This is a genomic window from Pseudoxanthomonas kaohsiungensis, from assembly GCF_010211765.1.
In the GTDB taxonomy this organism is placed as follows: Bacteria; Pseudomonadota; Gammaproteobacteria; order Xanthomonadales; family Xanthomonadaceae; genus Pseudoxanthomonas; species Pseudoxanthomonas kaohsiungensis.
Map to the genome: position 1 here is coordinate 1 of NZ_PDWO01000019.1, position 26,884 is coordinate 26,884.

25 protein-coding genes are annotated in these 26,884 nt (G+C 69.7%); 16 read left to right on the forward strand and 9 right to left on the reverse strand.

Annotated elements, in window-relative coordinates:
* Window positions 1–303: 303 nt before the first annotated feature.
* The gene (gene putA / locus CSC66_RS15665) at window positions 304–3,522 is read left to right on the forward strand and encodes a bifunctional proline dehydrogenase/L-glutamate gamma-semialdehyde dehydrogenase PutA (RefSeq protein WP_162378354.1); all 3,219 of its coding nucleotides are present in this window, start codon (window positions 304–306) and stop codon (window positions 3,520–3,522) included.
* 169 nt (window positions 3,523–3,691) lie between these two features.
* The gene (locus CSC66_RS15670) at window positions 3,692–4,843 is read left to right on the forward strand and encodes a GGDEF domain-containing protein (protein WP_162378355.1); all 1,152 of its coding nucleotides are present in this window, start codon (window positions 3,692–3,694) and stop codon (window positions 4,841–4,843) included.
* A gap of 632 nt (window positions 4,844–5,475) precedes the next feature.
* Here the strand turns inward: CSC66_RS15670 and tyrS are convergent.
* Window positions 5,476–6,723 carry a tyrosine--tRNA ligase gene (gene tyrS, locus CSC66_RS15675; protein WP_162378356.1) on the reverse strand — a complete coding sequence of 416 codons (1,248 nt, stop codon included), beginning with the start codon at window positions 6,721–6,723 and terminating at the stop codon, window positions 5,476–5,478.
* Between the two features lie 172 nt (window positions 6,724–6,895).
* Here tyrS and CSC66_RS15680 point away from each other — a divergent pair, with 172 nt between their 5' ends.
* From CSC66_RS15680 to CSC66_RS15690, 3 genes are all read left to right on the forward strand, one after another.
* Window positions 6,896–8,311: a M23 family metallopeptidase gene (locus CSC66_RS15680; RefSeq protein ID WP_162378357.1), complete on the forward strand. Its 1,416-nt coding sequence runs from the start codon at window positions 6,896–6,898 to the stop codon at window positions 8,309–8,311.
* A 193-nt stretch (window positions 8,312–8,504) separates the two neighbouring features.
* Window positions 8,505–9,617: an anhydro-N-acetylmuramic acid kinase gene (locus CSC66_RS15685; protein ID WP_162378358.1), complete on the forward strand. Its 1,113-nt coding sequence runs from the start codon at window positions 8,505–8,507 to the stop codon at window positions 9,615–9,617.
* Between the two features lie 35 nt (window positions 9,618–9,652).
* Window positions 9,653–10,738, forward strand: coding sequence for an isoaspartyl peptidase/L-asparaginase family protein (locus CSC66_RS15690; protein ID WP_162378359.1), 1,086 nt, complete (start codon window positions 9,653–9,655; stop codon window positions 10,736–10,738).
* 113 nt (window positions 10,739–10,851) lie between these two features.
* Here the strand turns inward: CSC66_RS15690 and CSC66_RS15695 are convergent, their stop codons facing one another.
* From CSC66_RS15695 to CSC66_RS15715, 5 genes are all read right to left on the reverse strand, one after another.
* A complete protein-coding gene (locus CSC66_RS15695) occupies window positions 10,852–11,346 on the reverse strand; it encodes an O-acetyl-ADP-ribose deacetylase (protein ID WP_425501064.1) in 495 nt (164 codons plus the stop codon).
* A gap of 19 nt (window positions 11,347–11,365) precedes the next feature.
* Entirely contained in the window at window positions 11,366–11,593 is a 228-nt protein-coding gene (locus tag CSC66_RS15700; protein WP_162378361.1) for a hypothetical protein, read from the reverse strand.
* 79 nt (window positions 11,594–11,672) lie between these two features.
* On the reverse strand, window positions 11,673–13,013 hold the full coding sequence (locus tag CSC66_RS15705; protein ID WP_202935673.1) for an AmpG family muropeptide MFS transporter: 1,341 nt from the start codon (window positions 13,011–13,013) through the stop codon (window positions 11,673–11,675).
* Entirely contained in the window at window positions 13,010–13,819 is an 810-nt protein-coding gene (locus CSC66_RS15710; protein WP_162378362.1) for an exodeoxyribonuclease III, read from the reverse strand. Before CSC66_RS15710 ends, CSC66_RS15705 begins: the two co-directional genes overlap by 4 nt.
* Window positions 13,820–14,039: 220 nt before the next feature.
* Complete coding sequence (locus CSC66_RS15715; protein ID WP_162378363.1) at window positions 14,040–14,387, reverse strand: helix-turn-helix domain-containing protein; 348 nt, start codon at window positions 14,385–14,387, stop codon at window positions 14,040–14,042.
* 199 nt (window positions 14,388–14,586) lie between these two features.
* Here CSC66_RS15715 and CSC66_RS15720 point away from each other — a divergent pair, with 199 nt between their 5' ends.
* From CSC66_RS15720 to CSC66_RS15760, 9 genes are all read left to right on the forward strand, one after another.
* Window positions 14,587–14,805 carry a hypothetical protein gene (locus CSC66_RS15720; protein WP_202935674.1) on the forward strand — a complete coding sequence of 73 codons (219 nt, stop codon included), beginning with the start codon at window positions 14,587–14,589 and terminating at the stop codon, window positions 14,803–14,805.
* Window positions 14,778–16,046 carry a S1C family serine protease gene (locus CSC66_RS15725; protein WP_162378364.1) on the forward strand — a complete coding sequence of 423 codons (1,269 nt, stop codon included), beginning with the start codon at window positions 14,778–14,780 and terminating at the stop codon, window positions 16,044–16,046. Before CSC66_RS15720 ends, CSC66_RS15725 begins: the two co-directional genes overlap by 28 nt.
* A 26-nt stretch (window positions 16,047–16,072) precedes the next feature.
* On the forward strand, window positions 16,073–16,492 hold the full coding sequence (locus tag CSC66_RS15730; RefSeq protein WP_162378365.1) for a hypothetical protein: 420 nt from the start codon (window positions 16,073–16,075) through the stop codon (window positions 16,490–16,492).
* 70 nt (window positions 16,493–16,562) lie between these two features.
* Window positions 16,563–16,991 carry a YbjQ family protein gene (locus CSC66_RS15735; protein ID WP_162378366.1) on the forward strand — a complete coding sequence of 143 codons (429 nt, stop codon included), beginning with the start codon at window positions 16,563–16,565 and terminating at the stop codon, window positions 16,989–16,991.
* A 52-nt stretch (window positions 16,992–17,043) separates the two neighbouring features.
* Window positions 17,044–18,624, forward strand: a complete 1,581-nt coding sequence (locus CSC66_RS15740) for a J domain-containing protein (protein ID WP_162378367.1) — start codon at window positions 17,044–17,046, stop codon at window positions 18,622–18,624.
* 40 nt (window positions 18,625–18,664) lie between these two features.
* Window positions 18,665–19,009, forward strand: a complete 345-nt coding sequence (locus CSC66_RS15745) for a hypothetical protein (RefSeq protein ID WP_162378368.1) — start codon at window positions 18,665–18,667, stop codon at window positions 19,007–19,009.
* A 13-nt stretch (window positions 19,010–19,022) separates the two neighbouring features.
* The gene (locus CSC66_RS15750) at window positions 19,023–19,370 is read left to right on the forward strand and encodes a hypothetical protein (protein ID WP_162378369.1); all 348 of its coding nucleotides are present in this window, start codon (window positions 19,023–19,025) and stop codon (window positions 19,368–19,370) included.
* 107 nt (window positions 19,371–19,477) lie between these two features.
* Window positions 19,478–20,137, forward strand: coding sequence for an orotate phosphoribosyltransferase (gene pyrE, locus CSC66_RS15755; RefSeq protein WP_162378370.1), 660 nt, complete (start codon window positions 19,478–19,480; stop codon window positions 20,135–20,137).
* A gap of 49 nt (window positions 20,138–20,186) precedes the next feature.
* Entirely contained in the window at window positions 20,187–20,861 is a 675-nt protein-coding gene (locus CSC66_RS15760; RefSeq protein WP_238394426.1) for a hypothetical protein, read from the forward strand.
* Window positions 20,862–21,160: 299 nt separating this feature from the next.
* Here the strand turns inward: CSC66_RS15760 and CSC66_RS15765 are convergent, their stop codons facing one another.
* Genes CSC66_RS15765 through coaBC form a run of 3 tightly spaced genes read right to left on the reverse strand, consistent with a single transcriptional unit; the run spans window position 21,161 to window position 25,205 of the window.
* The gene (locus CSC66_RS15765; RefSeq protein ID WP_162378371.1) at window positions 21,161–23,482 is read right to left on the reverse strand and encodes a phosphomannomutase/phosphoglucomutase; all 2,322 of its coding nucleotides are present in this window, start codon (window positions 23,480–23,482) and stop codon (window positions 21,161–21,163) included.
* A gap of 17 nt (window positions 23,483–23,499) precedes the next feature.
* Window positions 23,500–23,961 carry a dUTP diphosphatase gene (gene dut / locus CSC66_RS15770; RefSeq protein WP_162378397.1) on the reverse strand — a complete coding sequence of 154 codons (462 nt, stop codon included), beginning with the start codon at window positions 23,959–23,961 and terminating at the stop codon, window positions 23,500–23,502.
* 5 nt (window positions 23,962–23,966) lie between these two features.
* Window positions 23,967–25,205 carry a bifunctional phosphopantothenoylcysteine decarboxylase/phosphopantothenate--cysteine ligase CoaBC gene (gene coaBC / locus CSC66_RS15775; RefSeq protein ID WP_162378372.1) on the reverse strand — a complete coding sequence of 413 codons (1,239 nt, stop codon included), beginning with the start codon at window positions 25,203–25,205 and terminating at the stop codon, window positions 23,967–23,969.
* A 95-nt stretch (window positions 25,206–25,300) separates the two neighbouring features.
* Between coaBC and radC the strand changes: the two genes are divergently transcribed.
* Window positions 25,301–25,975 carry a RadC family protein gene (radC, locus tag CSC66_RS15780; protein WP_162378373.1) on the forward strand — a complete coding sequence of 225 codons (675 nt, stop codon included), beginning with the start codon at window positions 25,301–25,303 and terminating at the stop codon, window positions 25,973–25,975.
* Between the two features lie 321 nt (window positions 25,976–26,296).
* Window positions 26,297–26,872 carry a DUF1697 domain-containing protein gene (locus CSC66_RS15785; protein WP_162378374.1) on the forward strand — a complete coding sequence of 192 codons (576 nt, stop codon included), beginning with the start codon at window positions 26,297–26,299 and terminating at the stop codon, window positions 26,870–26,872.
* Window positions 26,873–26,884: the final 12 nt, after the last annotated feature.

Below are 26,884 nucleotides of genomic sequence, written 5' to 3' on the forward strand. Positions count from 1 at the left end.
CCCACCGGCGTAGAGCGGGGCTTGCCCCGCTGCCCTTCGCGTACCCGCTGCCCTTCGCGTACCCGCTGCCCTTCGCGGGCCACCACCCAGACACGTCCAGCGGGGCAAGCCCCGCTCTACGCGGCCGCCCGCCGGCTTTGTGCCGCCTCCCGCGGCGGCGGCGCGGGAATCCGTCAAGCCAGCACCCCGGGCCCCGGCGATCATGGCGCGCCTGGCGCCCCGCAAGACCGCCCGCGCCCGCCACGCCGCCCTGCGGCCGTCGCCGGGCGCCCCGGGCGTTCGATCCAGAGCCGACCCCCGCCCATGAACGCCTCGCCCGAACCGCATTCCCCCGTCCCGCCGCACGCCGCCATCCCGGTCGCGCCCGCCGCCGCGCCGCCATCGGCGCTGCGCGCGGCGATCACCGCCGCCTGGCTGCGCGACGAGGCCACCCACGTCCGCGAACTGCTGCTGCAGGCCCGCCAGGAACCGCTGGTCCAGGCCGAGATCGACGCACTGGCGGCCGACCTGGTCCGGCGCGTGCGCGCCCGCGCGCAGGACCAGGGCGCGATCGAGGCGTTCATGCGCCAGTACGACCTCGGCAGCGAGGAGGGCGTGCTGCTGATGTGCGTGGCCGAGGCGCTGCTGCGCATCCCCGACCAGGAGACCGCCGACAAGCTGATCCGCGACAAGTTCGGCGACGCCGACTGGGAAAAGCACCTGGGCCAGAGCGAGTCGGTGCTGGTCAACGCCTCGACCTGGGGACTGATGCTCACCGGCAAGCTGGTCAACCTCAACGACCTCACCCGCCACGACGTGCCCGGCGCGTTCAAGCGCCTGGTCGGCCGGGTCGGCGAACCCGTCGTGCGCCTGGCCGTTCGCCAGGCGATGCGGATCATGGGCCACCAGTTCGTCATGGGCCGCACCATCGCCGAGGCGCTGGCGCGCTCGAAGAAGGGCGACAACGCCGCCTACCGCTATTCGTTCGACATGCTCGGCGAAGGCGCGCTGACCATGAAGGACGCCCAGCGCTACCTGCAGGCCTACCGCGATGCGATCCACGCGATCGGCCGCAGCGGCAACTACGTGGGTGGCGACCCCGCTTCTAACAATGTCTTCGCCGCGCCGAGCATCTCGATCAAGCTGTCGGCGCTGTTCCCGCGCTACGAGCACGCCAACCGCGAGCGGGTGATGGCCGAGCTGGCGCCGGCGGTGCTGGAACTGGCGCGGCTGGCGAAGTCCTACGGCATCGGCTACACCGTCGACGCCGAGGAAAGCGACCGCCTGGAGCTGTCGCTGGACCTGATCGAGGCGACCTTCTCCGACCCCTCGCTGGAAGGCTGGGAAGGCTACGGCCTGGCGGTGCAGGCGTACCAGAAGCGCGCGCCGTTCGTGATCGACTTCCTCGCCGACCTGGCCCGCCGCGTCGGCCGCCGCATCCCGGTGCGCCTGGTCAAGGGCGCGTACTGGGACGCGGAGATCAAGCGCGCCCAGGTCGAAGGCCAGGCCGGCTATCCGGTGTTCACCCGCAAGCAGAACACCGACGTGTCCTACCTGGCGTGCGCCAGGCGCATGTTCGGCCATGCCGACGCGCTCTACCCGATGTTCGCCACGCACAATGCGCAGACCATCGCCGCGGTCCGCGCGATCGCCAACGGCCGCGACTACGAGCACCAGAAGCTGCACGGCATGGGCGACGACCTCTACGCCGAAGTCGTGCCGGCCGACCGCCTGGGCGTGCCGTGCCGGGTGTATGCGCCGGTCGGCAGCCACGAGGACCTGCTGCCGTACCTGGTGCGGCGCCTGCTCGAGAACGGCGCCAACTCCAGCTTCGTCAACCGCATCACCGACGAGGACGTGCCGGTGGCCGACCTCATCCAGGACCCGGTCACCACCGTGGCCGGCTTCGAATCGATTCCGCATCCGCGCATTCCGCTGCCGCGCGACCTCTACACCCAGCAAGGCTTCGACAGGGACAACTCCATGGGCGCCAACTTCGCCGACGACAACGAACTACAGGCCCTGGCCACGCGCCTCAACGAACACGCCGGCCCCTGGCGCGCCGCGCCGCTGGTGCCGGGCGCCACCCCTGCCGGCGAGGCCATCACCGTGACCAGCCCGGCCGATCGCCGCCAGGTCGTGGGCCAGTGGCAGCCGGCCGATGCGGCCACCGTGCAGCGCGCGCTGGCCAATGCCGTGGCCGCGCAGCCGGCTTGGGACCGCACCCCGGCCGCCAGCCGCGCGGCGATCCTCGAACACGCCGCCACCCTGCTCGAGCAGCGCATGCCGCAGTTCATGGCGCTGTGCGTGCGCGAGGCCGGCAAGACCCTGCCCGACTCGGTCGCCGAGGTCCGCGAGGCGGTCGACTTCCTGCGCTACTACGCCGCCCAGGCGCGCCGCCAGTTCGGCGCCCCCGAGCAGCTGCCGGGCCCGACCGGCGAATCGAACGCGCTGCAGCTGCAGGGCCGCGGCGTGTTCGTGTGCATCAGCCCGTGGAATTTCCCGCTGGCGATCTTCCTGGGCCAGGTCTGCGCCGCGCTGGCCGCCGGCAACAGCGTGATCGCCAAGCCGGCCGAGCAGACCTCGCTGGTCGGCCATGCGGCGGTGAAACTGCTGCACGAGGCCGGCGTACCGGCCGACGTAGTGCAGTTCGTGCCCGGCGACGGTGCCACCGTCGGTGCCGCACTGACCGCCGACGCGCGCGTGGCCGGCGTGGCCTTCACCGGCTCGACCGAGACCGCCCGTGCGATCAACCGCGCCCTGGCCGCGCGCGAGGACGCGGCCATCGCCGTGCTGATCGCCGAGACCGGCGGCCAGAACGCGCTGATCGCCGACTCCTCGGCGCTGCCCGAACAGCTGGTCAAGGACGCGATCGCCTCGGCGTTCACCTCGGCCGGCCAGCGCTGCTCGGCCGCGCGCGTGCTGTTCGTGCAGGACGACATCGCCGACAAGGTGATGACGATGCTTGCTGGAGCGATGGTCGAGCTGAAGGTCGGCGATCCCGGCCTGCTGGCCACCGACGTCGGCCCGGTGATCGACGCCGACGCGCTGGAACTGCTCGATGCCCATGCGCAGCGCATGGATCGCGAGGCCCGCCACATCGCCACCGTGGCCCTCGGCGAAGCGGCCGCGCATGGCACCTTCTTCGCCCCGCGCGCCTACGAGCTGCAGTCACTGTCGCAGCTGCAGCGCGAGGTGTTCGGCCCGGTGCTGCACGTGATCCGCTGGAAGGCCGACCAGCTCGACGCGGTGATCGCGCAGGTCAACGCCACCGGCTACGGCCTGACCCTGGGCGTGCATTCGCGCATCGACGAGACCGTCGAGCGGATCGTGTCGCGGGTGAAGGTCGGCAACGTCTACGTCAACCGCAACCAGATCGGCGCGGTGGTCGGGGTGCAGCCGTTCGGCGGCCAGGGCCTGTCCGGCACCGGCCCCAAGGCCGGCGGCCCGCACTACCTGCCGCGCTTCGCCACCGAGAAGACGGTGACGGTCAACACCACCGCCGCCGGCGGCAACGCCTCGCTGCTGACCCTGGGCGACTGAACCCGCTGCCGCCGCGCGGCGCCCCATCGGGCGCCCGCGCGCGCCGCCGACGGCCACCCCGACCATCGGGGCTTGCCGGCCGCCGCCGCCATCGGCGACCCTTGCCGCCGAGGTAGGAGAACCCGCAGGACGCGGGGGCAGCCGGCGCTCCGTGCCGGGACGGAGGCGGATGACCACCGATTTCTACAACCTGCTGCTGACCGACTGCGCGTTGGCGGCGATCCTGCTGGGCCTGTTCTGGTACGTATCGCGCGTGTCGCGCGGCGTGCGTGGCATCGCCTCCTGGGGGTTGGGTCACTTCTTCTATTCCGTGGGCGCGGCGATGCTCGATGGCGCCGCCACCGGGCTGGAGCGCGCCGGCTCGACCACGGCCACGGCGGTGGTGGCCGCGACCGGCGGCGTGCTGGCCTGCGGCGGCCTGGCGGTGATGACCGGCGCGGCGATCAAGTTCGGCCAGCAGCGGCCACTCACGCGTGCGGAATGGATGGTGGTGCCCGGCTTCGTGGCGATGTCGCTGGCCGCGTGGCTGGCCGGCGACGCGGTCGACGGACAGGGCGCGGCGATGAGCGTGGCCGAACTGGCGATGCTGGCGGTGGTGCTGTGGCAGCTGCGCGGGCTGGACGTGCCGCCGCTGCGGGTGCCCGCGCGCCTGGTGATGCTGGGTTGCGCGGTGCTGGCCTACCTCTACGGCCGCGACCTGCTGCAGGCCCTGACCGGCCGGTACGGGCCCAACGACGCCTGGGTCAACGTCGACCTGTCGACCTGGTACCTGATCAACTTCTGCATGCTGATGCTGGCCAGCTTCCGCGCCGCCGAGTCGCTGCGGCAGACCGCGATGCTCGATCCGCTGACCGGCACGCTCAACCGCCGCGGCCTGTTCGCGCGGCTGGACCCGGAGCTGGAGCAGTTGACCCGGGAGGCGCACCTGGCGGTGATCGCGCTGGACCTGGACCACTTCAAGCGGGTCAACGACCGCTACGGCCACGAGATCGGCGACCTCGTGCTGCAGAAGCTCAGCGACACCATCCGCGGCCAGACCCGCGAGCACGATGTGTTCGCCCGCACCGGGGGCGAGGAGTTCGTGATCGTGGTGACCGGCCCGGACGCGCCCAACGCCCAGCACCTGGCCGAACGGATCCGCCAGGCGCTGGCGACGATGCGGCTCGACGCGCCCGCGCCGCCGGTGCGGGTCACCGCGAGCCTGGGCGTGGCGGTTTCGAACCGTCCGATGCCGCTGTCGATGCTGATGCGGGGCGCCGACGAGGCGCTGTACACGGCCAAGCGGGTGGGTCGCGACTGCGTGGTGACGCACTCGCTCTGAAGCGCGCGGCTGGCGGAGTCGTATCGCCTTTTAGGCCTTCATACCTCGAAGCATCGAGCGTTGAAGCATTGAAGCGGTAAAGCGTTGAAGCGGGGGTGCCGGCTCCGGAAGGGGCCGTCGCCGCCCCGGGGGTTGGCCCATCCCTCGGGCGGACGTCCTGTCCGTACTCGGGTCGTGGCACATCCATGTGCCACTTGTGCCAACCCCCGGGGCGACGACGTCCCTGCAGGCGTTGGGGCCGTGGCGTGGATTGAGGCTGCGGAAGCCACAGCAAGACTCTGGGCTGCTGTACTCCGCGATCACGATCGCACCGGTCGCCGTTGCACGAGAACAACCACCACCCGAGTGCCGCCGCATCGGCATCGGCATCGGCGTTGCCATCCACCACGCGGAACAAAGCCACGACCATCCCGGTCACCGAGGACGTCGTCCTGTCGCATGGGGGTGCGAGCAGCCATGGATGGCTGCGGCCGCGAGGTGAGGCATGGATGCCGGTCCGAGCGGCGCACCCCCATGCGGCAGGACGGCGGCCCCTTCCGGAGCCGCGCACCCGGAGCTCCGCTCCCGCATTCTCGCTTTCGCCGTGCCGTGCCGTACCGTGGCCGTGCCGAAACCGCCGCCGGCTCCCTCGCTCAGCCGGCCACCAGCCGCACCCGGGCGAAGTTGCGCTTGCCCACCTGCAGCACGCCCTCGAAGCCCGGCGCGAACGACAGCTGCGCATCCTCGACCACCGCGCCTTCGACCTTCACCGCACGCTCCTTGAGCTTGCGGTTGGCTTCCGAGTTGGACGGCGTGATCCCGGCGGCGGTGAGCAGCGCGGCGATGCGGATGCCTTCGGCCGGCACCACCACGTCCTGCAGCGGCAGCGAGGACGTGTCGCCCTGTCCGGTGACCACCGCGTGCCAGCCGGCAATCGCCTGCTCGGCCGCGGCGGCGTCGTGGAAGCGCGTGGCCAGCTCGCGCGCCAGCCGCAGCTTGACCTCGCGCGGGTTGAGCGCGCCCGATTCGACCTCGGCCTTCAGCTTCGCCGCCTCGGCCACCGAGATGTCGAAGCTGAGCAGGTCGATCCAGCGCCAGGTGAGCTCGTCGCCGATCTTCATCGTCTTGGTCACGATGTCGATCGCCGGCTCGCTGATGCCGATGTAGTTGCCCAGCGACTTGCTCATCTTGTTGACGCCGTCCAGGCCTTCCAGCAGCGGCATGGTCAGCACGATCTGCGGCTTCTGCCCGTGGTGCTCCTGCAGGCCGCGGCCCATCAGCAGGTTGAACTTCTGGTCGGTGCCGCCGAGTTCGACGTCCGCCTCCAGCGCCACCGAGTCGTAGCCCTGCACCAGCGGGTAGAGGAACTCGTGGATGGCGATCGACTGCTGCGCCGCATAGCGCTTGGCGAAATCGTCGCGCTCGAGCATGCGCGCTACGGTGTGCTGGCCGGCCAGGCGGATCATGTCGGCCGCGCTCATCTTCCCGAACCACTCGCTGTTGAAGCGGACCTCGGTGCGCTCGCGGTCCAGCACCTTGAACACCTGCTCCTCGTAGGTGCGGGCATTGGCCAGCACGTCCTCGCGGGTGAGCGGCTTGCGGGTGGCGTTCTTGCCGGTCGGGTCGCCGATCATCCCGGTGAAGTCGCCGATCAGGAAGATCACCTGGTGCCCCAGGTCCTGGAACTGGCGCATCTTGTTGAGCAGCACCGTGTGGCCGATATGCAGGTCCGGCGCGGTCGGGTCGAAGCCGGCCTTGACCCGCAGCGGCCGGCCGCCGGCCTGCAGCGACGCCGCCAGACGGGCCTCCAGCTCCTCGCGCTTGAGCAGCTCGTCGGCACCACGGCCGATCAGGGCTAGGGAATCTTCCACGGACGGGGACTTGTTCTGGGGGGAAAACACGACCGGCTCCACAGTTCGGGCGACGACAAACTTGAACGAAATGTTACGTGCGGGTTAACCGGAAAGCCAGCGAAAAGTTCAGCTTCTTCAATGGTTTGACGCACTAGTTTCAGGTGTTTAAGGTACCGCCGGAATGGGCCGCACCCCGGGGTCCCGTGAAGGAAGTTAAGCGATGTCCCTGACCGATCACGGCCGCGTCCGCAAGCAGCAGTTCCACGACCGCCTCGGCATCCTTCACCACCGACACCTGCACCGCAAGTTGAAGGAGCGCTTTCCCGCCGCCTTCAACACCCGCTGGACCCGCCGGCATTGGCTGCACGCCAGCCTGTTCGCGACCCTCGGCGCACTGCTGGCCACGATCGTCCCCGGATTCTCCTCGCAGCTGCAGCCCGCGGCGCAGCTGCACGCGACCCTGCCGCTGCAGCTGCCGCCGCTCACCGTGCGTGCGCCCGGCGAGGGCGCCGGGCGGCTGTGGGACGTGGTCCAGGTCGAGCGTGGCCAGACCCTCGGCGGCGTGTTCGACCGGATGGGCGTGCCCGCGGCGACCATGCACCGCATCCTCGACAACCCGGCCAACCGCGAGGCGCTGGTGCGCCTGCGCCCCGGTGCCGAGCTGGCGTTCGAACTGGACGAGCACGGCGACCTGCGCGGGTTCCGCTTCGACCGCAGCCCGACCCAGCGCGTCGAGCTCGACCTGCGCGGCGAGAAGATCCACGAGAAGGTGCTCGAGCGCGCCACCACCACCCGCCTGGCGGTGACCAGCGCCGAGATCGACCACTCGCTGTACGCGGCCGGCCGCAAGGCCGGGCTGAGCCCCGCCGCCATCGCGGTCATGACCGACGACATCTTCAAGTACGACATCGACTTCAAGGACGTGCAGCCGGGCGACCGCTTCAGCGCGGTGGTCGAGGAGACCTGGCGCGAGGGCGAGCGGATCGGCACCGGCCGGATCCTCGCCGCGACCTTCTCCACCGACGGCAAGACCTATACCGGCTTCCGCTTCGAGCGCAACGGCAAGGCCGAGTACTTCACCGCAGACGGCCGGCCGCTGAAGAAGAGCTTCATCCGCATGCCGATCCCGTACGCGCGGCTGTCCTCCAAGTTCGGCGCGCGCCGGCACCCGGTGCTGGGCAAGATGCGCATGCACAAGGGCGTGGACTACGCCGCCGGCACCGGGACCCCGATCATGGCCGCCGGCGATGCGCGGGTGCAGTTCGTCGGCACCCAGCGCGGCTACGGCAACGTGGTGATCCTTGACCACGGCCGCGGCCACACCACGCTGTACGCGCACATGTCGCGCTTCGGCAAGGTGCGCAAGGGCCAGCAGGTCGCGCAGGGCACGGTGATCGGCTACGTCGGCTCCACCGGCCTGGCCACCGGCCCGCACCTGCACTACGAATTCCGCGTCAACGGCGTGCACCGCAACCCGCTGTCGGTGACCATGCCGCCGCCGGAGCCGCTCAAGGGCGCCGACCTGGCGGCGTTCAAGGCGGCGACCGCCCCGACCCTGGCGCGGATGGAATCGATGGAACAGCTGATGTTCGCCCACGCCGACCAGGCCAAGCCGAAGAAGAACAAGCGCGGCTGAGGCCGCCCTTGTAGGAGCCGATTCATCGGCGACCCGACGCCATCGTCACAGGTGACTCCCTCCTCATCCCGAAGCCCGGGTCGCCCATGAGGATGGGCTCCTACAAGATGCGGCGCCGCGGCCGTCTATTGCCAAATCACTGGTGCCTGCTCCCTCCATCGCCGCCGCGGCGCGTTCCGGCTACGCTTCGCGCATGTCGCACCTCTTCCTTGGCCTGATCTCCGGCACCAGCGCCGACGGCATCGACGCCGCGCTGGTCGAATTCCCCGATCGCACCGGCACGGCCGGCCTGCGGCTGCGCGCGGCGCGTACCCACACCTGGGCACCGGCGCTGCGCGAGCGCCTGGTCGCGCTCGGCCAGGGCGGCGAGCTGACCTCGCTGGACGAACTGGGGCGCCTCGACGTGCAGGTCGCTAGCGCGTTTGCCGATGCGGCGCTGGCCCTGCTCGACGAAGCCGGCGTGGCGGCCGCGCAGGTCGCGGCGATCGGTTCGCACGGGCAGACCCTGCGCCACCGCCCGCACGGCGACGCGCCGTTCACCATGCAGGTCGGCGACGGCAACGTGATCGCCGAGCGCACCGGAATCGCCACCGTGGCCGACTTCCGCCGCCGCGATGTCGCCGCCGGCGGCCACGGCGCACCGCTGGTACCGGCCTTCCACGCCGCGCTGCTGCATTCGGCCGACGAGGATCGGGCCGTGCTCAACCTCGGCGGGATTGGCAACTACACCCTGCTGCCGAGACAGGGCGACGTGCGCGGCTTCGACACCGGCCCGGCCAACGCGCTGCTCGACGCCTGGTGCCTGCGCCACACCGGCCAGCCATTCGATGCCGACGGCGCGTTCGCCGCCAGCGGCCAGGTCGACGGCGGACTGCTGGACCGGCTGCTCGACGAGGCCTGGTTCGCGCTGCCGCCGCCCAAGAGCACCGGCCGCGAGCAGTTCCACCTGGACTGGGTCGACCGGCGGCTGCTCGGCGGCGAGTCGCCGGCCGACGTGCAGGCAACCTTGCTGGAGCTAAGCGCGGTAACGGTCGCCCGCGCGCTGGATGTGCACCAGCCGGGGACCGCGCGGGTAATCGCCTGCGGCGGCGGCGTGCGCAATCCCCAGCTGCTGGCGCGCATCGCCGCGCACCTGCCGGGCGCGCGCATCGAGTCCACCGATGTCCACGGGCTGGATCCGGACTTCGTCGAGGCGATGGCGTTCGCCTGGCTGGCGCGCGAGACCCTCGCCGGGCGACCCGGCAACCTGGCCGCGGTGACCGGCGCACGCGGACCGCGCGTGCTCGGTGTGGTGCACCCGCCCTGACCCGACCGCCACGAGCTCCCTTGTCGAGGACCCGCATGAACCCCGTACACGCCCTTGCTCGCTATCCGCTGCGACTGTCCGCCTGCTTGCTGCTCGTGGCCGCACCGCTCCTGGCGCTGGCGCAGGCCGTGACCAGCGGCAGCGGTGCATCGCCGGTCCCACGGCCCGCATCACCGTTGCTGGTGATCCACGGCGGCGCGGGCGTGGTCCGCACGGGCCTCTCGGCGCAGGACGAGGCCGACGCGCGCAAGGCGCTGGCGGCCGCGCTGCTGGCCGGCCACGCGCGCTTGCAGGCGGGCGAGCCGGCACTCGACGCGGTGACCGCGGCCATCACCGTGCTGGAGGACGCGCCGCAGTTCAACGCCGCCCGCGGCGCGGTGTTCACCCACGACGGCCGCAACGAACTGGATGCCTCGATCATGGACGGCGCCAGCGGCCGCGCCGGCGCGATCGCCGGCGTGCACCGGGTGCGCAACCCGATCGTGCTGGCGCGTGCGGTGATGGAGCATTCGAAGCACGTGATGATGGTGGGCGACGGCGCCGAGGCGTTCGCGGCCGAACAGGGCGTCGAACTGGTCGACCCGTCGTACTTCCGCACCGAGAAGCGCTGGCAGCAGCTGCAGCACGCGCTGGCCGCGGAAGCCAAGGCGCAGGCGTCGAACACGCCGCTGGAACTGCCGGGCAAGGCCTACTTCGGCACGGTCGGCGCGCTGGCGCTGGATGCGCAAGGCAAGCTGGCCGCCGGCACCTCCACCGGCGGCATGACCAACAAGCGCTACGGCCGCGTCGGCGATTCGCCGATCATCGGCGCCGGCACCTGGGCCGACGGGCGCTGCGCGGTATCGGGTACCGGCTGGGGCGAGTTCTACATCCGCGCCGCCGCCGCGCACGAGATCTGCGCGCGCGTGCGCCTGGCCGGGCAGCCGCTGGCCCGCGCCGCCGACGGCGTGATCAACCGCGACGTTCCCGCGGCCGGCGGCGACGGCGGCGCGATCGCGCTGGGCGCCGACGGCAGCGTCGCGTTCCCGTTCAACACCGAGGGCATGTACCGCGGCTGGATCGGCGCCGACGGCGTGCCGCACGTGGCGGTGTTCCGCGACGAGGCGCTGCCCCTGCCGTAAGGCGGCGGCTACGTGACGGCATGGCGCTGCCCCGCTGCGCCTACGCATCGTGTTTTGCGACGTCAGGCTTCGAGCGCACGACGGCTGGCAAGAGCAGCGGAGCGAGCCCCGCTCTACGGGAGCAGGGACCGGTAACGCTCGAGGTCGTTGGTCGAGAAGCAGCAGAACACCACCTCGCGTACCCGCCGTGCCGGGAATGCGGCGACCGTGTGCACCGCCAGCGGCGCGGCCAGGTCGGCCGGATAGCCGTACACGCCGGTGCTGATCGAAGGAAACGCCACGCTCGTGCAGCCGGCTTCCTCGGCCAGCGCCAGGCTGTTGCGGTAGCAGCCGGCAAGCAGTTCCGGCTCGCCATCGCCGCCGCCGCGCCAGATCGGGCCGACGGCGTGGATCACATGACGCGCCGGCAGGCGGAAGCCGGGCGTGATCCGCGCCTGCCCGGCCGGGCATCCACCCAGCGTCCGGCAGGCTCGGAGCAGTTGCGGACCGGCGGCCCGATGGATCGCGCCGTCCACCCCGCCGCCGCCCAGCAGCGACGCGTTGGCCGCATTGACGATCGCATCCACCGCCAGGGTGGTGATGTCGGCCTGCAACGCGCGCAACCGCAAACCGGCCATGGCGGCTGCGTCAGAAGCCCTTGCCGGCCGGCACTTCCTTGAGCGCGGCGATGGCCTCGGCGAGGGCGTCGACCTCGCTCTCCTCGAAGCCGCCCCGGACTTCGTGCTCGGAGGCGAACAGCCCCTGCTCGAGCAGCCGCAGGATGGTCTCGTGCTGGGTCCAGCCGCGCGCCACCGAGACCCGGCGGATGCGGTCGGCGAGGATCGGATCGATGTCGCGCAGCAGCAGGTCGGTCATGCAGCCCCCTGTTCGGCCCCTTGCCCGCCAAGACTGCCACGAATCCAACGCGGGCTGGAGCCGGCGCCGGCCGCCCTGTTCATCCGGATGCCGGGGCTGGCGCGGCCTCGCGGATGCGCGGCCACAGCCACGCCAGCAGCAGCAGGGTCGGCACCACGGTCATGGCGCTGAGGGTGAAGAAGGTGGCGTAGGAGCTGGCCTCGACCAGGTAGCCGGACAGCCCGCCGGCGAACTTGCCGGGCAGGTTGGCCAGCGACACCATCAGCGCGAACTGGGTGGCGGTGAAGTTGCGGTCGGTCAGCGACGACATGAACGCCACCAGGGTGGTCCCGGCGAACCCCTGGGCGACGTTGTCGGCGGTGATCGCCGCGTAGAACGCCCAGATCTGCGATGGATACTGCGCCATCAGCAGGAAGGCGAGGTTCGACAGCGCCACGCCCAGCGCGGCCACCAGCAGCATCCGCCGGAAGCCGAACGCGGCCACGCACACCCCGCCCAGGAACGCGCCGCCGATGCCGGCCCAGATCCCGTACAGCTTCGACACCGTGGCGATGTCGGCCTTCGTATAGCCCGAATCCAGGTAGAACGGCCCGGCCATCACCCCGATCACCTGGTCGGGGAACTTGAACAGGCCCACGAACAGCAGCAGGGCGATGCCGAAGGTCACGCCATTGTTGCGGAAGAAGCTGGCGAACGGCTGCCAGAACGCGCCGATGAAATCGATCCGGCGCTGCACGCTCAGCTCCGGGGTAGCCGGCTCGCGGCTGAGCAGGGTCGCCAGCAGCGGCAACGCCATCAGCGCGGCCATGCCCAGGTACGCCACCTTCCAGCCGGCGAAGTCGGCCAGGTAGAGCGCACCGGCGCCGCCCAGGATCAGGCCGATGCGGTAGCCCAGGGTGTAGGTCGCCGCCAGCGCCGCCTGCGCGTCGGCGGGCGCGATCTCGATGCGGTAGGCATCGACCACCGAATCCTGGGTGGCGCCGGCGAAGGAGCAGAACAGCACCCAGCCCACCAGCGGGGCCACCCCCAGTTCCGGGCGGGTGAACGCCAGCGCCGCCAGGCCCAGGCCCACGCCCAGCTGCGCCCCGACCAGCCACGAACGGCGGCGGCCGAGGAATCCGAGCGGCCTGAACACGTAGCGGTCCAGCAACGGCGCCCACAGGAACTTGAACAGGTAGAAGAAGCTGGCCAGGCTGATCAGGCCGATGTCGTGCAGCTCCAGGCCCGAATCGCGCAGGCGCGTGGACAGCGTCATCGAGGCGATCGGCAGGAACGGCAACCCGCAGCCGAAACCCAGGACCGCCATCGTCAGCGCCGAGGGCGTTCCGAACGCACGGCGGATGCCGGCCCAGCCCTTGTACGCCGGCTTCGTCGGCGGCGCCGGGCTCGCCTGCGCCGGCTCCGGGACGCCCGCGCTCACTTGCCGCCGTCCGCGTAGTCGACGGTGAACGGCGCGTGGTCGGAGAAGCGCTCGTCGCGGTAGATCGAGCAGGCGCGCAGGCGATCACGCAGCGACGGGGTGACGAACTGGTAGTCGATCCGCCATCCGACGTTGTTGGCGCGCGCCGCGCCGCGGTTGCTCCACCAGGTGTAGTCCTGCCCTTCCGGATGCAGCACGCGGTAGGCGTCGACCCAGCCCCGGCCCTGCTTCGCATCGACCTCGTCGGCCTGGTCGGCGCACAAGCCGTTGAGCCAGTCGCGCTCCGGCGGCAGGCAGCCGGAATTCTTCTGGTTGGAGGTCCAGTTCCGGATGTCCAGGCGCGAGCGGACGATGTTCCAATCGCCGCACAGCACGTAATCGCGGCCGCTGGCCAGCCACTGGTCGAGGATCGGCTTGAGCCATTCCATGACCTGGAACTTGTAGCCCTGGCGCAGCTCGCCCGACGAGCCGGACGGGATGTAGAACGAGACCACGCTCAGGTTGCCGAAGCGGGCCTCGATGTAGCGGCCCTCCTCGTCGAAGTCCGGCCGGCCCAGCGCGGTGCGCACTTCGTCCGGCTCGCGCCTGGCGTAGATCGCCACGCCGCTGTAGCCCTTCTTGGTGCTCGCGTCGCGGTAGAAGCAGTGGTGGCCGTCGGGGCGGAAGCGCGGATCGGAGAGCTGGTCCTCCTGCGACTTGGTCTCCTGCAGGCAGACCACGTCGGCCTGCTGCGCCTGGAGCCAGTCGAAGAAGCCCTTGCTGGCGGCGGAACGGATGCCGTTGGCGTTGAAGCTGATGATGCGCATGCGGGAAACCGGGACAGGCCAGCGGCTAGCCTAGCGAATCGCGGCACCGCCGTGGCGGGCCCCGTCTCGTGACGCCACGCTTCTTGTAGGAGCCCAGCTTGCTGGCGACACGGGCGTCGGACTCATGAGGGCGTCACCTGTGCCGCTGCCGTCGCGTCGCGGGCGCTTTTCCACGGACGCACGTCCGGTCTCCCCGGCTCCTGCACAGGGCGGCCCCGCCCTACTTCGCCGGCTTCAGCAACTCCAGCACGGCCTGGCGCCGCTTCGGCGGCAACGCCCGGTAACGGACCAGCAGGGTCTTCTCGTCCACATTGCCGATATACAGCTCCGGCGCTTCCCGGACCGACTCCCGGCCCGCATGCGCCGTCGCCGGGCCGCAGATCAGCTCGTCCAGCGACGATCCCAGGGCGGTGCGAAGTGCAGGCAACAGCCTGAAGCCCGGCGTCTCCCGGTCGTTCTCCCAGGCCGACACCGAAGACTTGGTCACGCCCAGGGCGAAGCCCAGCTGCTCCTGGGTCATCCCGGCGGCGATGCGCGCGGCGCGCAGCCTGTCGCCAAAGCTCTTCATGTGTACGGCCCGCCGGATTGCCAGGCCATACAAAATATGGAGCTTCCCTACCGGTGTCGTCCGGCGCTGCTTGACTCTTGAAGTTTGGAATATCCATACTCCGGCCGGATTCGTACGGAATGCCTATACGCAGGGGAAGGCACTCATGGGGCGGATATCAACAGCCGTTGGAATGGCCGGCGCCTTGGCGCTATTGGCCATGACCGGTCCCGCCCGAGCGGAAATGTATGTCGTCGAGGTCCGGCGCATCGACCAGGACCTTTACAAGACAGATGAAGGTGTCTACATCCAGACCCGGTACTGCTACGTCTACGCCTACGGCGAGAGGGCAGTGCTCAGGTACGAACCGTACAGCTACGACAACAAGCTCATCTTCGAGAACGACGACACGTGCGAAGTCGTGAAGGTGTTCAAGTGAGGTGCGCGGGTGCCGCCTTCCCGGCGAGGTTCCTGTCCCTGCTGACGCTGGCAGCGTTCCAGGCCAGTGCCCAGGATCTTTCCCCACAGGAGATATTTCGACGGGTCGCTCCGAGCGTGGTGATTGTCGAGGTGTGGGAAGCGGATAAGCCGGACAAGACGATCCTTTCGGGCAGCGGAATAGTGATCCCCAGCAGCGAGAAAGACATCACCGCTGTGGTCACCAACTGTCATGTGGTGGACAAGGCGCCGTATGGCGCAGTCACTCTGACCGCTGGCGAAACCCGCGGATTGGGCTGGATCGCCGGGAAAGACTCTGCACGCGACCTGTGCATCATCCATGCACTGTTTTATGACGTAGACGCGAAGGGGGTCCCGCTGAAGAGAAGCGACGGGGAACCTGCATACAGGAAGCTCACTGCTGTCCAGATCGGATCGTCACAATGGCTGGAAGTCGGCGATCCAGTCTATGCCGTCGGTGCACCGCAAGGACTGGAAATGAGCCTCTCCAACGGACTCGTCTCCGGATTCCGCGAGTACAAGAGCAGCGAGTACATCCAGACCACCGCGCCGATCTCCAGCGGCTCCAGTGGCGGCGGGCTGTTCGACGCGCAGGGCCGGCTTGTGGGCATCACTACCCTGTACCACAAGGACGGCCAAGCCCTGAACTTCGCCGTTCCGGCTGAACTGATCACATCGGTGCCGAAGGCTCGCAATACGCCAACGACAGCGAATGATAGCAACACTGAGACATCCGCTGTCCGAGAAGCAGCCGACTCTGCAGCCGCCGCGGCCGCGGCCGCGGCGACAGCACAGGCAGCAGCCGAAGCTGTAGCTGCGGCAGTTGCAGAAGCAGAAGCAGAAGCAGATCCAGCGCCTTCGCATGGCAACAGACACGGCAGAACAACGGATAGATGGTGGACGTTCTACAGGAGTGGCAAGAGGGAAATCGCCTTCGACCTGGAAACGGTCAATAAGACCGGGACTTCCGTGACCGTCTGGGAACGAACCAAGTTCGTAACGCCTCAACGCTCCACCTCCGGAGAGACCTATGTCGAAGAGGTGGCCCGATCCACCTACTACTGTGGATCAAGGAAGCATTCATCCGACCAGTTCACCTGGCGCGATGCCAATGGTGAGGTTGTCTACAGCAGGACTCTGGAGATCTGGGAAATTGAGCGTCTGGACGTGATGCCAGAAACCGTCGGCGAGGCAATGTACGAGGCAGCATGCAACCCATGAGCCAGTGCATATATAACCGGCACCTGATGGATGCCCGCTACGTCCGCTGGCAAGGCATCGCCATGGCGCAGTTCACCATTGCGATCGCGCTCCTTTCCGCCTTGTCGGTTTCAATGCTCGGCGCGAGCCTCGTACTCATCCTGCACGAGAAATTCCCAAGCCCGGGGGCCCATGGACTTGCTCTGGGCCTGTCCATGTTGCTTCTGATGGCAGTCGTACTTTTATGCCTTTTCGCCACCGTAAGTCGGACACTCGACTTCCGCCTCACCGCACGCAAGGTCCGCGGGAAGCGTTGCCTTCTCATGTTCGGCATCAGCAGTGAGCAGTTCGGCAGGATCTCCTGGCTCTGCTTCTGGACCGCCATTCTCCTGTTTCTCGGCGGAGGGCTGCTGTTCGCCACCTCCTGCGGCCTTCTGCTCCTTCCGAAGCTCCTGTGCGGGACATGAACCCATCCGGATCGCACGAATCCAAATCTGCCCTCTCCGGCCCGACCACGGGCTATCCAAGGATACCCACATGAAGCTGCTCAAGTCCGCCATCATCTACAGCCTTGCCGTCATCCTTTGTGCGTGCGCCTCCTCCAGCGTCCTGGTCGGTACTGCACGCGAGCCCATCGACGAGGACCAGGTCCGGGTCCTGATCGAACCACCTGCCAAGTACGAGACCGTCGCATTGCTGGAAGCATCGGACCTTGGAGCCAACGGCTTCTCGGCCCAGAGCCGTATGAACAAAGTGATCGGTCGACTCAAGGCGGAAGCGGCCGAACTTGGTGCCAACGCGATCCTGTTGCAGGGCTTCGACAGCCAGGTAATCGGCGCAATGGGCAGCGGCTACGCCAACACCCAGCTGAGCGGGAACTCCGCGTACACAACGGGAACAGGCTACACGGGCGTGCAGACCAGCAAGGTCGGCAAGGCCATCGCAATCCACATCCCCGCCGAGTAGGGCGTGATGACCGGCCCACGTTGCTACCGGTCCGCGGCTGGTTGAGCCAACCTTGACCAAGCTTCGCACCCATTACGACAACCTCAAGGTCTCGCGCGACGCGCCGGACTTCGTCATTCGTGCGGCCTACAAGACGCTTACCCAGAAGTACCACCCGGACAAGAATCCCAGTGCCGACGCGGCTCGGATCATGCAGTTGATCAACCGTTCCTATGCCGTTCTTTCCGACCCGGAGCTTCGCACCGAACACGATGCCTGGATTCGGGCGCAGGAGGCCAATGCGGGCCATCGACCCGAGCCGGCTCCGGCCAGTGCGCAAGAGGATCGTGAACGTACTGAGACTCCACACCGGACCCATAGCCCCGGCAAGCGCCCAGTCGTCTTCCCCGTGGGAGGGTCCGCACCGGCCAGCTCCTTGTCCGTGAACGTGCTGAAGGTTGTCTCGGACCGCAGCCGCGGTCGTTGCGGTGATCAGGCGCATCTCGCCCTTGGCCCCACCGTCTCGGGCACTTTTGCCAGAGCAAGCATCTCCATCGTCTGGCTGCTCATTCTTTATGGGTTGGCTATGGATTCGCGCTGGACAGTCGACGCCAAGATGTGGCTTGGGGGAGCTTCTGCTCTGTTTGGCATCTACTTCGGTGCGCAACTATACAAGTTGCACCTTTTTCGCAATCGGCCGTTCCGGCCATCCCTCAACATCACGCCCCTGTATGTCGTGGAGACGACTTGGGACCGTGTCAGCTACTGGCCGATTTCGCTTGTGCGGGGCATACAGGCCATCAACCATCACCGTAACGGCGGCTATACGCATACTGGCTTCGATCTCGAATTTTCCGACGACGAGCGTGGCTACGTGACGAACTGCAGGCACACGTACGCCAGCATCGTCAACAGCCTGAATGGCGCGCGCGAACGCTATCTCGTGGCGGAACAGCATGGCAACCAGGCCATCCTCGACTCGGTCGACGAGCTCAAGGACAGTCAACTGCCGGACGCTCCGGGACATTTGCCGAAAAGGTACGGTTTTCTCACCGGCTGGCTGGGCGGCTGCCTCGCTTTTCTGCTCGTGTTTTTCATTCTGGCGCTGCTCAACCAGGAGCAGCCGGCGGATAAAACAAGATCGACTTATGCCGTCGCGCCACCCAGCCCGCCGGAATACCAATCCCAGCCGCCCATTGCCGAGAAGACGAAAGTTCCACTCGAACCGGCGCGCCCGCCGACGGATCATATCGCCGACCGGATAGGTGCCGACAGGATCCCAGAACGCCCGGCATACATCCGCGGCGAACCCATGGTCCGCACCGACGGCCTCTCATCCGTGACGGTGGATAACGCAAGGACCTCGGACGACGTTCTGGTAAAGCTGGTAGCGGTGAACGGCGCGCGCGCATGGCCAGCGAGGACGTTTTTCATTCCCGCAGGCCGCCAGTTCACGGTCGAGGACATCAGCCCGGGCACCTACGAAATCCGCTACATGGACCGTTACTCCGGCGCAGTGTCCAAGTCCGAGGCCTTCACGCTGGAAGAGACCGAAACAGCCGACGGTACCGAATACAGCAACATGACCCTGACGCTGTACAAAGTCGCGAACGGGAACATGCATATGCAGAGCATCGATCCATCCGAATTCTAGAAACCGCCTGGTATGGAAGCATCCATAATTAAGGGCAGACATGGTCGAACCCACAACGACCTTCGCCGAGATCCTGCGCCGGGATCTCGGTCCGGACTTCCCCGTGGTGTCCGGCACCAGCAAGGCCGACTCGCCCCTGGTCATTTCCGAAACACGCGACTACGTCGCGGTCGAGTACGCGATCGCCCGCCAGTTCATGCGTGCGATCGGCGAGGAATGGAAGTTGGCCGAGCAACGCCTCCTGCATCGCGACGGCCGCGCGATCGACGAGCTTGTGGTCAACGTGAAGGATGAGGGTGCGCCGGATTGGCAGGGCCGGAGACGGTTCTACTTCGACATCACGGCGGGTTGGCGCGCCACCTACGGCGACGCACCCGACCATTGAGGAGAGTGGCAGCATGCGCAGGACACTGATTGCGGCGATCCTCTCGTATGGCGCGACGTCCGCCGCGTTCGCCCAGGAGCACCCTCCCGCGGATGTCCGGACCCGCGTTGTGGCGCCACGTGTGGAAACATCCCCTGGAGTCGCGGAGAAGGAAAAGGAAGACTCGACGTTTGCCGTCGTGTACGAACGCCTGCAGGCGACACAACACGGCGAGGCCCCGGGGCGGAATCCGCCGGTGACATGGGTCGGGCAAGAGCCGCCCAAAGCCATAAGCTCCGACCTCAACTCGTTCCATCCCTGGGTGAGCCATGACCGGCCGGTGAATTTGAGGGCAAAGCCGGCCCCGAAGGCCAACCGATAAGCAGGAGACGGATACCGATCCTTGTGGTCCGCCCGGCCGGGACCGCCACACCTGCTTGTCCAGCCCAAGCGGTATCCTGTTCGCCTCTCCACAGCCATACACGGGCGATGTCCGACCACCGCACCCGCTTCCTGCAGCTGGCCCTGGACGCCGACGCCCTGCGCTTCGGCGAGTTCACCCTCAAGTCCGGCCGGGTTTCGCCCTACTTCTTCAACGCCGGCCGCTTCGACAGCGGCGCCACGCTGGCCGGGCTGGCCGCCAGCTATGCCGATGCGATCGACGCATCCGGGCTGCAGTTCGACCTGCTGTTCGGCCCCGCCTACAAGGGCATCCCGCTGGCCACGGCGCTGGCCTGCGAGTACGCCCGCCGCGGCCGCGACCTGCCGCTGGCTTTCAACCGCAAGGAAGCCAAGGCCCACGGCGAGGGCGGCAGCCTGATCGGCGCGCCGCTGGCCGGGCGCCGGGTGCTGGTGGTCGATGACGTCATCACCGCCGGCACCGCGATCCGCGAGGCGCTGGCGACCATCGCCGCCGGCGGCGGCATGGTCGCCGGGATTGCCGTGGCGCTGGACCGCCAGGAGATCGCCGCCGACGGCGACCGCCGCTCCGCCGCGCAGGCCGTGGCCACCGAGGCCGGGGTGCCGGTGCTGGCCGTGGCCGGGCTCGGCGACCTGCTTGCATTCGCCGACGGAAACGAGAAACTGGCCGCATTCCGCGCACCGCTGCTGGCCTACCGTGCCCGCTACGGTTGCGATCCGACGGGCTGACTGACAGCAGGGGGCTGCCGCGATGCCGATCAAGACGATCCCTCCAACGATGCTCGGCCTCCTCGCAGCGGGAATCCTGCTGCCGACGGCGGCACTCGCCCAGGCCAACAAGGACGCCGCGCCGAAGAAGCTGTACTGCTGGAACGAGAATGGGCAGCGCAAGTGCGCCGACTCGCTGCCGCCGGAGGCGATGGCCGCCGCGCGCGAGGAGATCAACGTGCGCAGCGGCATGCGCACCGGCGAGGTGCAGCGCGCGCTGACCGACGAGGAGCGCGCGGCCCAGGCCGAAGAGGAAGCCAAGCGCAAGACCGAGGCGCTGGCCGCCGAGACCCGCCGCCGCACCGACCAGGCCATGCTCACCTCGTTCCAGACCGAGGACGAGCTGCGCCGCGTGTTCGCCGAACGGGTCAACCTGGTCGACAACAGCATCAACACCGCGCGCTACAACGTGGCCAGCCTGCGCGAGGGGCTGGTGACCCTGCTGCGCACGGCCGGCGAGCGCGAACTGTCGGGCAAGCCGGTCCCGGACAAACTCGCCGGTGACATCCGCGTGCGCCACGCGCAGCTGCTCTACCACACGGCGCTGCAGGCCAGCTTCGAGCGGCAGCGCGCCGAGCTGGACGTGGAGATCGAACAGATCATGCAGCGCTACCGCGAACTGAAGGCCAGCGACGCCCCCGGCGCGCGCGTGGCCCTGGACCTGCCACCGGCGCCGAAGCAGTAGAGCGGGGCTCTGCCCCGCTGCTCCGCCGGGCGGCCCGGCGCCCGTCGGCGTGCCAACGCGGCCTCGCGGGGCGATGCATCCCTGCCACTCCCCGTCACGGCGCCCGGAAGCGCAGCCTCGTTGTTTGTAGGAGCCCATCCTCATGGGCGACCCGACGCCATCAACCGTCCTCGGGAGCCGATTCATCGGCGACCCGGCGCCGTCGGCACAAGCGGTGCTCCATCATTCGGACGCCCGTGTCGCCCATGAAGATGGGCTCCTACAGGGGATCCCGCACTGGCGCAGGAGACCGGCGTACCTCAGAACTCCAGCGGCGTGTCCGGCAGCAGGCGGGCGAGCTGCCCGCGATAGAGGTCCTTGATCCGGGCCAGGGCGGCGGCATCGTCGGCCTCGAAGCGCAGCACCAGCACCGGCGTGGTGTTGGACGCGCGCACCAGGCCCCAGCCGTCGTTCCAGTCCGCGCGCAGGCCGTCGATCGTGGTCAGGCGCGCGCCGCCGAAGGTCGCCTCGTCGGCCTGCGCCGCGCTGGCGAACTGCGCCACCACCACGTGCGGATCGCCCTGCACCGGCACCTTGATCTCCGGCGTGGACACGCTGTCGGGCAACTCGGCCAGCACCTCCGACGGCGTTTCGAAACGCCCGGCCAGGATCTCCAGCAGGCGCGCGGCCGAGTACAGGCCGTCGTCGAATCCGTACCAGCGCTCCTTGAAGAAGAAATGGCCGCTCATCTCGCCGGCCAGCTCGGCCTCGGTCTCGCGCATCTTGGCCTTGATCAGCGAATGCCCGGTCTTCCACATCATCGGGCTGCCGCCGTGGCGCAGGATGTAGTCGGACAGCTTGCCGGTGCACTTGACGTCGTAAATGACCAGGGCGCCGGGATTGCGCAGCAGCACGTCGGCCGCGTACAGCATCAGCAGGCGGTCGGGGAAGATGATCTGGCCTTCCTTGGTGACCACGCCCAGGCGGTCGCCGTCGCCGTCGAAGGCCAGGCCCAGGTCGGCGTCGAAGCGCTTGACCGTGGCGATGAGGTCCTCGAGGTTGTGCGGCTCGCTGGGGTCGGGATGGTGGTTGGGGAAGCTGCCGTCCACGTCGCAGTACAGCGGGATGACCTCGGCGCCGATCGCCTCCAGCAGGCGCGGGGCGATCTCGCCGGCGACGCCGTTGCCGGCGTCGGCCACCACCTTGAGCGGACGCTCCAGCTGCACGTCGTCGGCGATGCGGCGGATGTAGTCCTCGTCCACCGCCTGCTGCTGCAGCGAGCCGGCGCTGTCAGCCTGTTGCAGGCGGCCATCGCGGATCCGCGCGTACAGGTCCTGGATCGCCGCCCCGGACAGGGTCTCGCCGCCGACCACGACCTTGAAGCCGTTGTAGTCGGGCGGGTTGTGGCTGCCGGTGACCGCCACGCCGCTGCCGGCGCGCAGGTGGTAGGCGGCGAAGTAGACCACCGGGGTCGGCACCATGCCCACGTCGATCACGTTGCGGCCGGCCTTGCGCAGGCCCTCGATCAGGCCGCCGGCCAGCTCCGGGCCGGACAGGCGCCCGTCGCGGCCGACCACGATGTCGGTCAGGCCCTGCTCGGCCATGACCGTGCCGATGGCCTGGCCGATCCAGGCCGCGACCTGCGGGGTCAGTTCGCGGCCGACCACGCCGCGGATGTCGTAGGCGCGGAAGATGCCCGGCTCCAGCTGCACTTCCACCGCGACCGGGGCGACCCGCACCGGCGCCGGCGCGGATTCCAGGTCGCGCTGGATGGTCTGGCCCAGCGTCGGCGTCTCCTCTTCGACCGCGGCCGCCGCGGCCTTGCGGCGCAGCTGCGGCAGCTTGCCGTAGGCCAGCAGCATGACCACGACCGCGCCCAGCGCGAGCAGCGCCGCCGCGACAATGCAGGGGATCGCGCCCAGCCCGAACGGCCCGCGGGCCACGTCCGGCACCGCCGCGGCCGCGCGCAGGCCGGTCTTGCCGATCTCGCGGGAAAGGGCGTCGGCACCGCCGGCCAGCGCGGTGTCGCCGCGCTCGGCCACGTTGTAGTTGCCCTGGCGCAAGGCCAGGTAGGCGCCACCGGGAACCTCGGCCGCCTCCAGCCCGGCGGTCAGCGACGCCAGCGGCATCCGTACGTACGCCACCGCCGGTGCGCCGGCCAGCACCACCGGCGCGGCCAGGCCCAGCTGCGGCTTGCCGTCGTCGCGCACCACCGCGGCCACCGCGGCGCCGTCGGTCATGGCTTTTTCCAGCAGGCCGAGGCGCGCGTAGCCGAAGTTGGCGGCATCGGCATAGGCGGTGGCCAGGTCGGCACGCAGGACCTGCGCGTGCGCCGCGCCATTCCAGCCGGCGGTCAGCGCGGCGGCGGCCGCGGCCGGGTCGCCGGCGGCCAGCGCGGCCTGCACCGGCTCGCCCGCGAGCCGCTCGGCCAGCGCGCGGGTCTGCGCGGCCATGGCGGACGAGGCCGCGGCCACCAGGCCATCGCGGGCCGACGCCAGCGCCGACTCGCGCGCATCGGCGCGCCACTGGACGACACCGCTCCATGCGAACCAGGCCGCCAGCAGTGCCAGCAGCAGTGCCAGCAGCGGCGCCCGCCTCCTCAACTGCCCTGCCGACAGCGGACCAGCATCCATCTGCGCCATGCGTTCCTTTCCCCTGTTCAACGTACGCCGGTGTGGCCGAACCCGCCTTCGCCGCGCGCGCTGCCGGCAAAAGTATCCACCACCTTCAGCTTCGCTCGCACGATTGGTGCCAACACCAGCTGTGCGATCCGGTCCCCCGGCTGGATCGTGAAGGTTTCCCGGCCGCGGTTCCAGAGGCTGATCAGCAGCGGGCCCTGGTAATCGGCGTCGATCAGGCCGGTGCCGTTGCCCAGCACGATGCCGTGGCGGTGGCCCAGGCCCGAGCGCGGCAGCACCAGCGCGCACAACCCGGGATCGCCGATGTGGATGGACAGGCCACTGGGTACCAACGCCGCGTCGCCCGGCGCCAGGACAAGCTCGGTCTCCAGCGCCGCGCGCAGGTCCATGCCGGCGCTGGCGGCGGTGGCGTACTCGGGCATCGGCCAGCTGTCGCCGAAACGCGGGTCGAGAAGGCGGACTTCCAGTTCGTGCGCAGCCATCGGATTCATGCCCCCAGCCGCTCGGCGACCAGCTCGACCAGGCCATCGGCCAGTCGCACCTTCGGCGCGGCCGGGAAATCGCGCTCGCCGCCGGGCCAGTACGCGGTCATGGCGTTGTCGTCGCTTTCGAAGCCGGCGCCGGGCACGCCCACCCGGTTGGCGACGATCAGGTCCAGGCGCTTGGCTTCCAGCTTCTGCCGCGCGTAGTCGGCCACGTTGGTGGTCTCGGCGGCGAAGCCGACCACCAGCTTCAGGCCGGCGTCCTCTTGGCGGGCGACCTCGGCCAGGATGTCGGGGGTGCGGACCAGGTCCAGCGCCAGGGTCTCGCCGGTGCCGGTCTTCTTGATCTTGTCCGGCGAGAACGCGCGCGGGGTGTAATCGGCCACCGCGGCGGCGCCGATGTAGACGTCCGCCGGCAGCGCCGCGGCGACCGCCTCGCGCATCTGCGCGGCCGAGCGCACGTCGACGCGCTGCACGCCCGGCGGCGTCTCCAGCTGCACCGGGCCGGCGACCAGCACCACCTGCGCGCCCTGGCGGGCGGCGCTGGCGGCGACCGCGAAGCCCATCTTGCCGCTGCTGCGGTTGCCCAGGTAGCGCACCGGATCCAGGTCCTCGTAAGTGGGACCGGCACTGACCACGACCTTCAGCCCCTGCAGCAGGCCGGTCGCCGGGGTCCGGCCGGCGGCAGGCGCGCCGGCCAGCCCGTCGACGATCGCGTCGGGCTCGCTCAGTCGCCCGGGGCCGGATTCGCCCTCGGCCAGGGGGCCATCGTCCGGCCCGATCACCTGCACCCCGCGCGAGCGCAGCAGGGCCACGTTGGCGACCGTGGCCGGGTGCCGCCACATGCGGTGGTTCATGGCCGGCGCCACGCTCAGCGGCGCCTCGGTGGCCAGGCACAGGGTGGTGACCAGGTCGTCGGCCAGGCCATGCGCCAGTCGCGCCAGCAGGTCGGCGGTGGCGGGCGCGACCACCACCCGGTCGGCCCAGCGCGCCAGCTCCAGGTGCCCCATCGCCTGCTCGGCGGCGCTGTCCCACAACGTGGTCCGGGCCGGGTGCCCGGACAGGGCCTGGAAGCTGAGCGGGGTGACGAACTGCTGCGCACCGGCGGTCATCGCCACCTGCACCGACGCACCGGCGTCGCGCAGGCGCCGCACCAGTTCCAGCGCCTTGTAGGCGGCAATGCCGCCGCCCACGCACAACAGGATCCGCTGCCCGCCAAGCGGGCCGGTGGCCGTAGCACTCACCTGGTTGTTTCCTACGCTGAACAGGCCACCAAGCTTACTCCAAGCACTGCGACGGACCGATCCCGCCGGCCGCGCGACCCGGGCACGCTGGCCGCATGCACATCCGCGACTGGCCCGAAGCCGAACGTCCCCGCGAGAAGTTGCTGGCCCACGGCGCCGGCGCACTCTCCGATGCCGAGCTGCTGGCGATCTTCCTCGGCTCGGGGCTGCCCGGGCGCGATGCGGTGCAGACCGCACGCGACCTGCTGGCGCGGCACGGCCCGCTGCGCAGCCTGCTCGACCGCAGCCCGCGCGAGCTGGCGCGCCTGCCCGGCCTGGGCCCGGCCCGCGCCTGCCAGCTGGCCGCCGCGCTGGAGCTGGGCAACCGGCACCTGGCCGCGGCGCTGGAGCGCGGCGACGCGCTGACCGACCCGGCCGCGGCCGGCCGCTACTTCGCCCGACGCCTGCGGCCCCACCGGCACGAGGTGTTCGCCGCGCTGTTCCTCGACACCCGGCACCGGGCGCTGGCCTTCGAGGAGCTGTTCGCCGGCACCATCGACGGCGCCGAGGTCCATCCGCGGGAGGTGGCGCGGCGGGCGCTGGCGCACAACGCCGCGGCGGTCATCGTCGGCCACAACCACCCGTCCGGCTGTCCCGACCCCTCGGCCGCCGACCGCGCGGTCACCGCCCGGCTCAAGCAGGCGCTGGCGCTGGTGGAGGTGCGGCTGCTCGACCACTTCGTCGTCGGCGATGGCGAGCCGGTCTCGCTGGCCGCGCGCGGGATGGTCTGATGGCCACGGCAGGAGTGCCATGCCTCACGGGCTTCGTTGGGAGCCGCGGCAGGTGGGGGATGCCGCTGCCCCCTCGAGCGGACATCCCTGTCCGTACTCGGGGCCGCAGCACATCCCTGTGCTGCTGCAACGGCATCCCCCACCTGCCGCGTCTTTCGCGATCGTGCAGGTCGCCGCTTCGTACTTTGTAGGAGCCGATTCATCGGCGACCCGACGTCGTCTGCACGGGGCGACGCCGCCCTGATTCCGACGCCCGGTCGCCATGACCTCGCGCGCCCGCCGCGGGGTAGATTGGACGCCCCGATCCCGCCGGACATGCCGATGCCCGCCTATGCCGCCCTGCTGCGCGCAGTCAACGTCGGCGGCACCGGCAAGCTACCGATGTCCGAGCTGCAGGCGATGTGCGAAGCCGAGGGCTACGCCGGCGTGCGGACCTATATCGCCAGCGGCAACGTCGTGTTCCACACCGGGCGCGACGCCGCGCAGGTGAAGGCCGCGCTGGAACGGCGCCTGCACGAGTACGCGGGCAAGCCGGTCCGGGTGCTGGTCCGCACCGCCGCGGAACTGGCGCGGATCCTGGCCGCCAATCCGTTCCCGGAACAGGCACCCAACCGCACCGTAGTCATCTTCCTCGACGACGCCCCGGCCGCGGATGCCCTGGCCACGGTGAGCCGGCAACGCGAGGAGCGGGTCGCGCTGGGCGAACGGGAGATCTACGTGGACTACGGCACCGGCATGGCCGATTCGAAGCTGCGGATCCCGGCCGGGGAGGCCGGCACCGGCCGCAACATGAACACCGTAGCCCGGCTGGCGGCGATGGCCGCCGCCCTGGATGCGCAGCCGCCGGCCGCGCCCACGGCCCGTCCCAAGCCGGCCCGGATCCGGCCAAGCGGGTAAAATGCCCGGCCA

Excerpts from the sequence above, each read along its gene's own strand:
- CSC66_RS15785 (WP_162378374.1), top strand. The coding sequence starts at position 26,297 with ATGCCCGCCTATGCCGCCCTGCTGCGCGCAGTCAACGTCGGCGGCACC.
- CSC66_RS15670 (WP_162378355.1), top strand. The coding sequence starts at position 3,692 with ATGACCACCGATTTCTACAACCTGCTGCTGACCGACTGCGCGTTGGCG.
- CSC66_RS15700 (WP_162378361.1), bottom strand. The coding sequence starts at position 11,593 with ATGACCGACCTGCTGCTGCGCGACATCGATCCGATCCTCGCCGACCGC.
- CSC66_RS15685 (WP_162378358.1), top strand. The coding sequence starts at position 8,505 with ATGTCGCACCTCTTCCTTGGCCTGATCTCCGGCACCAGCGCCGACGGC.
- CSC66_RS15765 (WP_162378371.1), bottom strand. The coding sequence starts at position 23,482 with ATGGCGCAGATGGATGCTGGTCCGCTGTCGGCAGGGCAGTTGAGGAGG.
- CSC66_RS15735 (WP_162378366.1), top strand. The coding sequence starts at position 16,563 with ATGAAGCTGCTCAAGTCCGCCATCATCTACAGCCTTGCCGTCATCCTT.
- radC (WP_162378373.1), top strand. The coding sequence starts at position 25,301 with ATGCACATCCGCGACTGGCCCGAAGCCGAACGTCCCCGCGAGAAGTTG.
- CSC66_RS15710 (WP_162378362.1), bottom strand. The coding sequence starts at position 13,819 with ATGCGCATCATCAGCTTCAACGCCAACGGCATCCGTTCCGCCGCCAGC.
- CSC66_RS15680 (WP_162378357.1), top strand. The coding sequence starts at position 6,896 with ATGTCCCTGACCGATCACGGCCGCGTCCGCAAGCAGCAGTTCCACGAC.
- dut (WP_162378397.1), bottom strand. The coding sequence starts at position 23,961 with ATGGCTGCGCACGAACTGGAAGTCCGCCTTCTCGACCCGCGTTTCGGC.
- CSC66_RS15750 (WP_162378369.1), top strand. The coding sequence starts at position 19,023 with ATGCGCAGGACACTGATTGCGGCGATCCTCTCGTATGGCGCGACGTCC.
- CSC66_RS15720 (WP_202935674.1), top strand. The coding sequence starts at position 14,587 with ATGACCGGTCCCGCCCGAGCGGAAATGTATGTCGTCGAGGTCCGGCGC.
- CSC66_RS15715 (WP_162378363.1), bottom strand. The coding sequence starts at position 14,387 with ATGAAGAGCTTTGGCGACAGGCTGCGCGCCGCGCGCATCGCCGCCGGG.
- CSC66_RS15745 (WP_162378368.1), top strand. The coding sequence starts at position 18,665 with ATGGTCGAACCCACAACGACCTTCGCCGAGATCCTGCGCCGGGATCTC.
- CSC66_RS15730 (WP_162378365.1), top strand. The coding sequence starts at position 16,073 with ATGGATGCCCGCTACGTCCGCTGGCAAGGCATCGCCATGGCGCAGTTC.
- pyrE (WP_162378370.1), top strand. The coding sequence starts at position 19,478 with ATGTCCGACCACCGCACCCGCTTCCTGCAGCTGGCCCTGGACGCCGAC.
- CSC66_RS15760 (WP_238394426.1), top strand. The coding sequence starts at position 20,187 with ATGCTCGGCCTCCTCGCAGCGGGAATCCTGCTGCCGACGGCGGCACTC.
- CSC66_RS15690 (WP_162378359.1), top strand. The coding sequence starts at position 9,653 with ATGAACCCCGTACACGCCCTTGCTCGCTATCCGCTGCGACTGTCCGCC.
- putA (WP_162378354.1), top strand. The coding sequence starts at position 304 with ATGAACGCCTCGCCCGAACCGCATTCCCCCGTCCCGCCGCACGCCGCC.